Consider the following 10,035-nt stretch of genomic DNA (forward strand, 5'->3'; position numbering starts at 1 on the left):
GCATCACAAAAAATGCAGCATGGCAACATGCTTTAACGCCACACATCTCCTGAAACCTTACTTCATAGAACTCATTTGCCGGCATTTCTCTTCTTAGAGGGCTTGAGATTGTCTTTAAATTCCAATTCCAACTGTATCCATTCAGCCTTATTTTCATTGTCATCTATTCCCGGATTAGACACCGAAAGGCCCATTAATCGAATGGCATGTGCGTTATCATAGCTAATCATTTGTAGCAAACGCTTGGCCAAAGGCAATATTTCGTCTTTTGTTTTCAATAGCTTATGGCTCGTGATGCTACGCGTTATCTGTTTGAAATCGGCATATTTGATTTTCAGAGTCAAGGTCTTTCCTTCAAAGTTTCCTTTCTTTATGCGCGCTGAAAGTTCAACAACAAGGTGATAAAGTTCTATCAACAGGGCCGAAGGCAGACTGATATCTTCAAGAAAAGTGTGCTCACAGCCAACCGACTTTCGCGTGCGTTTGGTGATGACGGGACGCTCGTCAATGCCTCGTGCATAGTTATAGAACGAAGGACCTGCCTTTCCAAACACCATCGTTAGATGCTCCAAAGAGCATGCCCGCAGTTGAAGGGCGTTGAAGATTCCCATGCGATGCATGCGCAAAGCCGTCTTTGGACCCACTCCCCAGAGGTCTTCTACGGGCAGTTTTGCCACAAAGTCCATCGCTTTGTCAGGGTGGATGGTGCATATTCCGTCGGGTTTTCGATAGTCAGAAGCTATTTTTGCCAAGAGCTTATTATACGAAATACCAGCCGAAGCCGTAAGATTCAGTTCGTCTTTTATGCGTTGTTTGATTTCCTTTGCTATGTCTACAGCGAGTGGAATGCCTTTCTTGTTTGTGGTAACATCAAGGAAAGCCTCGTCAAGGGATATGGGTTCGATGAGTTCTGTGTAGTCATGAAAGATGCGATGTATTTGTGCCGACACCTCTTTATAATGCTGATAACTTCCTTCTACGATAATAAGTTCCTTGCATAATCGCTTGGCCATCTGCACCGACATGGCCGAATGAACGCCAAACTTGCGTGCTTCGTAGCTGGCAGTAGACACAACTCCGCGCGCACCATCATAGCCCACGGCGATTGGTTTGCCGCGAAGCTCGGGATGATCTCTTTGCTCTACGCTCGCAAAGAAAGCGTCCATGTCGATATGAATGATTTTGCGCATCAGCTAAAACCTATTATTCTTTGATTTCAAAGGAAAGAAAACATAAACTCATAACAGCCATTCCAAATGTGCATTGATATTGAAAGTCAACATCCTCCTATGGCTTTTATGCTCTCATGAATAACTTCTTTATTATTAACTACTTACAAACCTTTTTCCAATCTGCCTCATATCACGCGGCAATCTCAGTCATTTCATGCGGTAAAGTGGCACATTTCACAGCGTGTTTTGCCGTGTTTTATACGATAAAATGCCCCAAACCATTTTACCATGAATTATCAATAACGCCAATATTCCCCATTCTCCCTCAAATAACCTCTTCTATTTCAAAGGCTAACTAATCTGTTCTCTCTTTGGAAAACCAAAGGTTGCTGTTCGTTGAACCAGTGAAACGAGGAAGAAAAGGGACTGGGGATGAGGCTTTGTTTAGATGCGCTCACTCATCAAACACCTGCAAAGTGAGCCATTACAAATAGCTGCTTATCCCCGACTTAGTCCTTAACAAGGGTTGAATCTCAATCTTTTGTTTCTTTCGATGAAGCCGAGTTGAGCAGCTCTGTCAGCCGTTTCATCCCCTCGCTTGCCCCCATTTGCAACTGCTTTACATGTTGAAAGACGTTGGTGTTCACGGGATTCGGGTCTATGAGATAAATCGGAACACCAGGTCGACAGTATTGTAACAACCCTGCAGCGGGATAGACATTGAGACTTGTTCCGATAACAACGAGCAGGTCAGCCGACGTCACTTCATGCGCTGCCGGGGCTATCATTGGAACGCTTTCTTCAAAGAAAACGATGAAAGGTCGAAGCAAACTACCATCTTTAGCAAGTGTACCTGGCTCAACATCACTATGCTCTGGCGTTAATGTTTCAATGTATTCAGGGTTGTAAGGGTCGCGACTTGAGCACACCTTTGATAACTCTCCATGCAGATGAATGACGTGAGTTGAGCCGGCACGCTCATGGAGATTGTCGACATTCTGCGTCACAACAGTCACCTCATACTGCTGTTCCAGCGACTGAATGAGGCGATGTCCCTCGTTAGGTGAGGCATTCCACAACTTCTTTCTTAGCATATTATAGAAGTTTGTCACCTTAGTGGGGTTGTCTTCCCAGCCATGATGTGTGGCAATCTCATCCACAGGATAGTTTTCCCAAAGGCCATCGCTGCCGCGAAACGTCTTGAATCCACTCTCAACCGACATGCCTGCACCCGTAAGAAACACTATTTTTGAGATTTTATTGGTCATCTTTCTTTGTTGTTTTTGTATCTTTTCATCATGTGTTTACCGCTTTGTCATGGCACGTATAGCCTAACAATGTAAACGTGTTACAAATATATATAAAAATTATGTGAAGCCCTTTACATTTTAATAAAATTAAAGCATCGTTTCTTTTCTATTCAGTTTTATTCTGCTATCTTTGCATTTGATTTCGAAATATAGTATCATTTAAACCAATTGATTTAAGATTTTATGGATAAAGTAAGCTATGCTCTCGGCATAGGCATCGGCAGACAATTGTCTCAGATGGGTGCCGCAGATCTTAATATTGACGATTTTGCACAGGCAATTAAAGACGTTATTGCGGGCGATTTGAAGCTCGGCGACGCTGAAGCACAACAGATTGTGCAGGAGTTCTTTGCAAAACAAGAGGAGAAACAAAAGGCAGAGGCTGCCGAAAAGGGTAAGGCCGCAAAGCAAGATGGCGAGAAGTTCCTCGCCGAAAACGGCAAAAAGGAAGGTGTTATCACGACAGCTTCGGGGCTGCAATACCAGGTTTTGCGTGAAGGAAACGGTCAAAGTCCAAAGGCAACCGACACAGTTGAGTGTCATTATGAAGGCACTTTGATAGATGGAACGAAGTTCGATTCGTCGTATGATCGCGGACAAACCGCCACGTTCCCACTCAATCAAGTGATTGCCGGATGGATAGAAGGCTTGCAACTCATGAAAGAAGGCGGCAAGTATCGCTTCTTTATACCTTATGAACTCGGTTATGGCGAGCGCGGAGCAGGTGCATCTATCCCTCCATTCTCTACGTTGGTATTTGATGTAGAGCTTGTATCAGTGAAATAATATACATTATAATAAGATTAGAAATGAAGAAAATCGCAATCGTAGCCGCTATGGCTATCGCTGCCGCAACATTCACTGCGTGTGGCAATTCGACTCCAAAGGCCGATCTGAAAAACGATGTTGACACGATGAGTTACGCCATGGGTATGGCTCAAACCCAAGGTTTGAAGGACTTCCTCGTAGGTCGTATGCAGATCGATACTACCTATATGGACGAGTTTATCAAAGGACTTAACGATGGAGCTAATGCTGGTGACGACAAGAAGAAGGCCGCTTATTACGCTGGAATACAAATAGGTCAGCAGATATCTAACCAGATGATCAAGGGCATTAATAGCGAAGTGTTTGGTGAAGACTCTACAAAGAGCATCTCATTAAAGAACTTTATGGCTGGTTTTATTGCTGGAACAACAGGTAAAACAGGTAGCGTGAAGATGACAGCTGAGGAAGCTCAGCAGATTGCTCAAGCCAAAATGATGGCTATTAAGGGCAAGAACATGGAGAAACAATATGGTCCTAACAAGGCAGCTGGTGAGAAATGGCTCGCTGAAAACAAGAAAAAGGCCGGCGTAAAGACGCTTCCTTCTGGCGTACAATATAGGGTAATAAAAGAAGGAAAGGGTGCAATGCCTCAGGATACTTCAACAGTTGTTGTCAACTATGAAGGCAAAACAATCGATGGAAAGGTATTCGATAGCAGCTATAAGCGTGGAGAACCTATCACACTTAAAGCCAATCAGGTGATTAAAGGATGGACCGATGCGCTCGTACATATGCCTGCTGGCTCTGTATGGGAAGTCTATATTCCTCAACAACTGGCTTACGGCGACCGCGAACAAGGCCAGATTAAGCCTTTCTCTGCACTCATCTTTAAGATTGAACTCGTAAAGGTTGGCGGAAAATAAGATTGTAAACAATGAAAAAACTAATACTCTTAGCGCTCGTCTTCATGGCGGGCGTTACGCTTACTACACAGGCAAAGGATAAGAAAAAGAAGCCTGTTGCCACAACACCAGCGTCAACAGTGAAGCTCGTTTCACCGAATGATACGCTTAGTTACCTTGCCGGCATGTCGGCAACTGAAGGACTTGTGGCTTATCTTCAACAGAGTTTCCAGGTTGATACAACGAATATGGCTGACTTCCTGAAAGGATTTCGTGAGGCGCAGACACGCGTTTCAGACCCTGCTTTCAAGGCTTATGCTGCGGGAATGCAGATTGCTGAGATGGTCAACAGCCGTATTTTGCCGAATATGAAGCAGGCTTTCGTTGGAACAAAAGATTCTATTGAGCACGCAATGTTTATCAATGGATTCACTGCCGCACTGCAAAACGACACGACTTTCTTTACGCAAAACGAGGCAACTAAGCGCTATCGTCAGCGTATGGAGGATGTTGTTGAGACACGAAATGCAGCATATAAACAGGAAAATGCAGACTGGTTGAAGGCTAATGCCAAGAAAGAGGGCATGCATACTACGCCTTCTGGGCTGCAGTATAAAGTGCTTGTAGAAGGTAAAGGCCCTATGCCTAAGGAGTCAGATAAGGTAAAAGTGAAGTACGAAGGACGCTTAATAGATGGTACTGTCTTTGATAGTAGCTACAAACGCGACCCTCAAACCAACACGTTCCGATGCAATGAAGTCATCAAAGGATGGACAGAAGCGCTCACAATGATGCCAGTTGGCAGCAAATGGGAAGTCTGTATACCAGAGAATTTGGCTTATGGCGGAAGACAAGCAGGGCAGATTAAGCCTTACTCTACACTCATTTTCACCGTTGAATTGGTAGGTATAGAAAAGTAAAATCATTTATTCCTCATACTGAAAGCGCGGAGATTGAAAGATTTCCGCGCTTTTTTTTGTCGATTCAAATAATATTAATTATTTTTGTTTTCAAATGATTTTGAGGGATGTTTCCAACGTGTTGAAGCATGGATGTGTATTCTATGATAACGCAAACACCCTGAAAATAGGAAAGAATATAAATGTTTTGAACTCAATTTTTGAACTGAAAAAATGATAAAGAAATATCAACTTGGAACATATCTTGACGAGATTTATTCCTCATTTCCCGAGGCTCAACAGCGCCCAATGATTGGAATCACAGCCAATTATGCTGATGGTGATGCCATGATACGAAGCGTTTACTATCGTCAAATCGTTAAAGCGGGCGGCACACCTGTTATCATTCCGCCAGTGGCCGACCATCAAGTAATCATCAATATGCTTGATCGCATCGACGGACTTGTGTTTACTGGTGGCGCAGACTATAGCCCATTATGGAGTAATGAGGAGCCTCTTAAAGAGTTAGGTCACGTTAATCCAGAGCGTGATTTGCCTGAATTGTTGCTCACAAGATTAGCATATAACCGACAGATTCCTATTCTTGGAACGTGTCGTGGCATGCAAACCATCGCCTTAGCTTTAGGAGGTCGGCTGACACAAGATATCAAAACACCACTCAAACACGTTCAAGATGCAGTGCGAGAAGAGCCTACTCACAGCATAAACATACGTGAAAACAGTGTGTTGTTTGACCTTTATGGCGAGAAGACTTATGTCAACTCATTCCATCATCAGGCTGTAGCTGAATGTGGAGATAAGTTCCGTGTCACGGCAACCGCACCCGATGGAATCGTCGAAGCGATTGAAAGTAGTGAGCAAAAGGCTATCATTGGGGTGCAATGGCATCCTGAATGGCTCGAAGAAGAGGGACTAAAACTCTTCCAATGGCTCATCCATCGCAGTGCAGAATTTAGCAAAGCAAAAGACATTCACCGTCGAATCCTCACGTTTGATAGCCATTGTGACACGCCAATGTTCTTCCCTCAAGGCATTCATTTCGAGCAAAGGGATCCACGAATCCTATATGATCTCCACAAGATGTCAGACGGAAGACAAGATGCAGTGACGATGGTTGCCTACATTCCTCAGCACCCAAAGCCGGGCGAAATTCCTGAAAACATGACGCCGAAGCAATATGCTGACAGCATATTTGACCAGATATCGGCCATTGTTAAGCGTGAAAACGCGTATGTTTCTATCGCGAAAACACCTCACGATCTCTATATAAACAAGGCGCAAGGTCGCAAGAGTATCATGCTCGGTATAGAGAATGGACTGGCTATTGAGAATGATATTGCGAATGTAGAGCACTTTGCTCGTCGTGGAATTACTTACATCACGCTTTGCCATAACGGCGATAACGACATCTGTGACAGTGCTCGTGGCACGGGAACGCATAACGGAGTAAGTGCTTTTGGCGAGCAGGTTATTCACGAAATGAATAGACTTGGGGTTATGGTTGACCTCAGTCATGGGGCTGAAAAGAGTTTTTATGATGCATTAGAGATAAGTAAAACGCCTATCGTTTGTAGTCATAGCAACTGTAAAGCGCTTTGCGATGTGCCACGAAATCTAACCGATGACCAGCTGAAAGCACTCGCTGCAAGAGGCGGTGTGGCTCAAACCACAATGTATCATGGCTTCCTTCGGAAAGAAACTGAAGCCACTATACTCGATGCAGTGGCCCATCTTGAGCATGCAATCGACGTCATGGGAATCGACCATGTGGGTGTAGGCACCGACTTTGATGGTGATGGTGGTATCGTAGGTATGGCCGATGCATCCGAAATGATCAACTTTACCATCCAATTGTTACGCCGTAAATTCAGCGAAGAAGATATCGAAAAGATTTGGGGAGGCAATTGGCTTAGGGTAATGCAAGCCGTAAAAGACCAGGCCGAAGTAACGTTTTAAGGAGCTCAAATCAATGCAAAACTAACCTCAAATGTGTGGATTGGCGTTATCAACGCTATACAATCATTATATACATAGTAGGATAGTAGCATTGAAATCCATAGAAAAGACCAACAGGGATGCACGCTTTGTGCATCCCTGTTGACGTATTTCATGTTGTCATGTGCAACTATTTCTCTGAATATATCACTTGAACCATTGTCTGACCCACGGCTTTCAGCGTGTTCTTATCAATGTTTTCCATATTATCGGCAAGCGTATGCCACGTTGGTCCAAAGCTACTTTGCTGACAATCTGGGTAATATGGGATAATGTCTATAGTCGGAATCTTGGCAAATTGGTTAATAGGCACATGGTCATCTGTAATCATTCCTCCATCTTGTTGAGGGAAATAACTTCCAAAACCAACTGCTTTTGCAGCGCGCCAAACCTTGTTTACTATCGCCGAAGCGTATTGCATTGACATGCCTTCTCTATAGAATCGCGCGCCAACTCCACCCACCATATCGAGTAAAATGCCATAACGTGCCTCATAACCTCGCGGCAAATTCTTACTCCAATACTGTGCTCCGAGTGCCCAACTATCGGCATTATCGGGGGTATTTGCCCATTGAGGTGTCCCCCAATCTTCGGCATCAAAGCACACAAAGTCAATGCCAAGTTGAGCATTTAAGGCTTTATCGCCTTTATTGTTATGGATGATTCGCGCCAACTCGAGCATCACTGCAACGCCACTTGCGGCATCATTCGCGGCAAGAATTGGCTTGTGCCAGTTCGTACTATCAGGGTCGTTATCGGCCCAAGGACGGCTATCCCAATGCGCACAAAGCAGTATTCGGGTGGTGGCTTCAGGGTTTATACTGGCAATAATGTTGCTACTCTTGAGCTTGGTGCCGTCATATCCGGTGAGTGTTGCATCCTGGGTAGTCACCTTACAGCCATATTCCTTGAACTTCTTCACTATCCATTGCGCGCAACGTTCATGCCCACGGCTGTTCATATCGCGTGGACCGAAGTCGCATTGTGCCTTTACAAAGCTGTAAGCGCTATCGGCATTAAACGATGGACCGACGGGAGTGACTTTCTCAATCTCCTCTACTTCCTCCGTGTTTTCAACACTCTTACTTCCTTGTTTGTAATAGTGGAGTCCACCGATAGCCACTGCAGCCACGACAACTCCAAGCATTATCTTCATTGATTTCTTCATTTTCTCGGTTATAATTGGCCGGCTTCAACCATCAACACCACACGTTCGGTGAGGCGATCTACGCCATTCGGGTCATATTTCTTCGTCAAAGAGGCACCAAAAGTCCATGCAAACGCTTGCCAAAATCCCGCGCGAACAGGGCCTAACACGGCTTGAAGTGCGCCATAAGCAGAGCTTCCACACTCGCGATATACTAACTTAATGAGCAGTTTTCCCTGTTGATAGGTGAGCTTCTTCATGCGTGGTGTGTACTCTTCTTTAATGCTTTGTTCCACATATTTGAGGTGAGCGTCCTTGGCTTTCTTGTTGGGTAACGTCTGAATATAATCGTAAGTTTCGATAATTATGCGGTTAACCTCCTTGGCTATCGGTAGCACTTTCTTGACATTATAAACCAAACGGTTGTATGCTATGCGTTGTTGTGCGTTCTCAAATACGGGTTGTGGGTAGACATATACATTGTTAAGTTCTACATATTGGATTGAATCTCGCCCCTGAAGTACCTTTCCTACGCGCACCATTGGTACGAAAGTAGGGTCATCCATATCGACAGTTCGGTCCTCAGGAGCAACGCTTTCAGGGCGCTTCCCGTCTGTTTTTGTCTGCGCACTCAATGGTAACGACAGGCAAAAAAGCAACATAATCAAGTAAAACTTGTAGTACATACGCTCGCAAAAGTACGTATATTTTTGGATAAAAAGAAAGAAATCAAGGGGAAAAAGGCGAAAAATGGGCATATTCTATAAGTCATAAAGTGTGATGAGTGGGATAGCGTTAGTAGGGAAAGAAATGGGATATAGCCTGTAACATAAATGGGGTTGCAGAGTCATGTTTTTCAAATCAGTCAGGTGTTTCATGGCCAATACAAACCGCTTTGCCACAGAAGCATCATAACCCCATTTCCCTTTGTTTTATGTTCCTTTATCCCCAGCATTGTAAAATGCCACAAATCACGCAATGTTTTGCGTCATTTCATCGTGTAAAATAAGGCTAATTACGCGCTCATTTGCACCAAATCATTTTATCATAGATTATCAATAACATCAATACCATAATGTTATCATCATGAATCGCCATAGGTGTTATAACAGCATTCCAATGGATGTATCCGCCATTTTGAATGTTACAACGATGCAATGCCGTCGGTGTTATATTATTGTTCCAATGAATGTATTTGCTATTTTGAATGTTGTAACGACATAAGAATGTGGGTGTTATGCCATTATTCCAATGAACACATCGCCCATTTTGAATGTTATAACCACACAATGCCATCGGAGTTATATTAATGTTCCAATGAATGTATCACCCATTTTGAATGTTCTCACCACGCAACTCGGTACGAGTTGTTCTTTTGATAGCCCGGGGTTGGCGAGGAACGAGCCTACCCCGGGTAAACATTCGCAAGGAGATTCAACGCCGTAGGTGTTGAGCTTTTTCCGAGAAAATATGGTTTCAATGAGAGGATTAATAGGATGTTATGTCAATATCCCAATGAACACATCGCCCATTTTGAATGTTATAACCACACAATACCATCGGAGTTATATTAATGTTCCAATGAATGTATTTGCCACTATGAATACTCTCACCACGCAACTCGGTACGAGTTGTTCTTTTGATAGCCCGGGGTTGGCGAGGAACGAGCCTACCCCGGGTAAACGTTTGCAAGGGGATTCAACGCCGTAGGTGTTGAGCTTTTTCCGAGAAAGCATAGTTATTGCGAGGTATTTGATGGCGGATTAATCAAAAAAAGCGCAACACCTACGGCGTTGTTTCCCACAAACAATACGTTAACCC

11 protein-coding genes are annotated in these 10,035 nt (G+C 44.0%); 6 read left to right on the forward strand and 5 right to left on the reverse strand.

Annotated elements, in window-relative coordinates:
* Nucleotides 1-71 precede the first annotated feature (71 nt).
* Both dinB and HMPREF9420_RS08720 read right to left on the reverse strand, forming a co-directional pair.
* Nucleotides 72-1,190 (reverse strand): DNA polymerase IV, encoded by a 1,119-nt coding sequence (gene dinB, locus HMPREF9420_RS08715; protein WP_007135243.1) that lies wholly within the window; start codon nucleotides 1,188-1,190, stop codon nucleotides 72-74.
* Between the two features lie 515 nt (nucleotides 1,191-1,705).
* Nucleotides 1,706-2,440, reverse strand: coding sequence for an SIR2 family NAD-dependent protein deacylase (locus HMPREF9420_RS08720; protein WP_007135244.1), 735 nt, complete (start codon nucleotides 2,438-2,440; stop codon nucleotides 1,706-1,708).
* Between the two features lie 225 nt (nucleotides 2,441-2,665).
* On the opposite strand from HMPREF9420_RS08720, the gene HMPREF9420_RS08725 reads away from it, so the two are divergent.
* The 4 genes from HMPREF9420_RS08725 to HMPREF9420_RS08740 all read left to right on the forward strand — a co-directional run bounded on the left by HMPREF9420_RS08725 (nucleotide 2,666) and on the right by HMPREF9420_RS08740 (nucleotide 7,028).
* On the forward strand, nucleotides 2,666-3,268 hold the full coding sequence (locus HMPREF9420_RS08725; protein WP_007135245.1) for an FKBP-type peptidyl-prolyl cis-trans isomerase: 603 nt from the start codon (nucleotides 2,666-2,668) through the stop codon (nucleotides 3,266-3,268).
* 23 nt (nucleotides 3,269-3,291) lie between these two features.
* A complete protein-coding gene (locus HMPREF9420_RS08730) occupies nucleotides 3,292-4,173 on the forward strand; it encodes an FKBP-type peptidyl-prolyl cis-trans isomerase (protein WP_007135246.1) in 882 nt (293 codons plus the stop codon).
* A gap of 11 nt (nucleotides 4,174-4,184) precedes the next feature.
* Nucleotides 4,185-5,072: an FKBP-type peptidyl-prolyl cis-trans isomerase gene (locus HMPREF9420_RS08735; RefSeq protein WP_007135247.1), complete on the forward strand. Its 888-nt coding sequence runs from the start codon at nucleotides 4,185-4,187 to the stop codon at nucleotides 5,070-5,072.
* A gap of 213 nt (nucleotides 5,073-5,285) precedes the next feature.
* Entirely contained in the window at nucleotides 5,286-7,028 is a 1,743-nt protein-coding gene (locus HMPREF9420_RS08740; protein WP_007135249.1) for a fused gamma-glutamyl-gamma-aminobutyrate hydrolase/peptidase, read from the forward strand.
* A 169-nt stretch (nucleotides 7,029-7,197) separates the two neighbouring features.
* On the opposite strand, the gene HMPREF9420_RS08745 is transcribed toward HMPREF9420_RS08740, so the two are convergent.
* From HMPREF9420_RS08745 to HMPREF9420_RS08755, 3 genes are all read right to left on the reverse strand, one after another.
* Nucleotides 7,198-8,235: a M28 family peptidase gene (locus HMPREF9420_RS08745; RefSeq protein ID WP_007135250.1), complete on the reverse strand. Its 1,038-nt coding sequence runs from the start codon at nucleotides 8,233-8,235 to the stop codon at nucleotides 7,198-7,200.
* A gap of 8 nt (nucleotides 8,236-8,243) precedes the next feature.
* Nucleotides 8,244-8,900 carry a DUF4294 domain-containing protein gene (locus HMPREF9420_RS08750; protein ID WP_044078882.1) on the reverse strand — a complete coding sequence of 219 codons (657 nt, stop codon included), beginning with the start codon at nucleotides 8,898-8,900 and terminating at the stop codon, nucleotides 8,244-8,246.
* 337 nt (nucleotides 8,901-9,237) lie between these two features.
* Nucleotides 9,238-9,510, reverse strand: coding sequence for a hypothetical protein (locus HMPREF9420_RS08755; RefSeq protein WP_044078884.1), 273 nt, complete (start codon nucleotides 9,508-9,510; stop codon nucleotides 9,238-9,240).
* A gap of 21 nt (nucleotides 9,511-9,531) precedes the next feature.
* On the opposite strand from HMPREF9420_RS08755, the gene HMPREF9420_RS14875 reads away from it, so the two are divergent.
* Complete coding sequence (locus tag HMPREF9420_RS14875) at nucleotides 9,532-9,660, forward strand: hypothetical protein (RefSeq protein ID WP_081457461.1); 129 nt, start codon at nucleotides 9,532-9,534, stop codon at nucleotides 9,658-9,660.
* A gap of 33 nt (nucleotides 9,661-9,693) precedes the next feature.
* Nucleotides 9,694-9,924, forward strand: coding sequence for a tetrahydrofolate synthase (locus HMPREF9420_RS13540; RefSeq protein WP_169309701.1), 231 nt, complete (start codon nucleotides 9,694-9,696; stop codon nucleotides 9,922-9,924).
* The last annotated feature ends 111 nt before the right edge of the window (nucleotides 9,925-10,035 follow it).

It is taken from the genome of Segatella salivae DSM 15606 (assembly GCF_000185845.1).
Classification (GTDB): domain Bacteria; phylum Bacteroidota; class Bacteroidia; order Bacteroidales; family Bacteroidaceae; genus Prevotella; species Prevotella salivae.

Bases quoted from the DNA above. Each gene is read 5' to 3' on its own strand.
- dinB (WP_007135243.1), bottom strand. From the start codon at position 1,190: ATGCGCAAAATCATTCATATCGACATGGACGCTTTCTTTGCGAGCGTA.
- HMPREF9420_RS08720 (WP_007135244.1), bottom strand. From the start codon at position 2,440: ATGACCAATAAAATCTCAAAAATAGTGTTTCTTACGGGTGCAGGCATG.
- HMPREF9420_RS08725 (WP_007135245.1), top strand. From the start codon at position 2,666: ATGGATAAAGTAAGCTATGCTCTCGGCATAGGCATCGGCAGACAATTG.
- HMPREF9420_RS08730 (WP_007135246.1), top strand. From the start codon at position 3,292: ATGAAGAAAATCGCAATCGTAGCCGCTATGGCTATCGCTGCCGCAACA.
- HMPREF9420_RS08735 (WP_007135247.1), top strand. From the start codon at position 4,185: ATGAAAAAACTAATACTCTTAGCGCTCGTCTTCATGGCGGGCGTTACG.
- HMPREF9420_RS08740 (WP_007135249.1), top strand. From the start codon at position 5,286: ATGATAAAGAAATATCAACTTGGAACATATCTTGACGAGATTTATTCC.
- HMPREF9420_RS08745 (WP_007135250.1), bottom strand. From the start codon at position 8,235: ATGAAGAAATCAATGAAGATAATGCTTGGAGTTGTCGTGGCTGCAGTG.
- HMPREF9420_RS08750 (WP_044078882.1), bottom strand. From the start codon at position 8,900: ATGTACTACAAGTTTTACTTGATTATGTTGCTTTTTTGCCTGTCGTTA.
- HMPREF9420_RS08755 (WP_044078884.1), bottom strand. From the start codon at position 9,510: ATGGCATTGTGTGGTTATAACATTCAAAATGGGCGATGTGTTCATTGG.
- HMPREF9420_RS14875 (WP_081457461.1), top strand. From the start codon at position 9,532: ATGAATGTATCACCCATTTTGAATGTTCTCACCACGCAACTCGGTACG.
- HMPREF9420_RS13540 (WP_169309701.1), top strand. From the start codon at position 9,694: ATGAGAGGATTAATAGGATGTTATGTCAATATCCCAATGAACACATCG.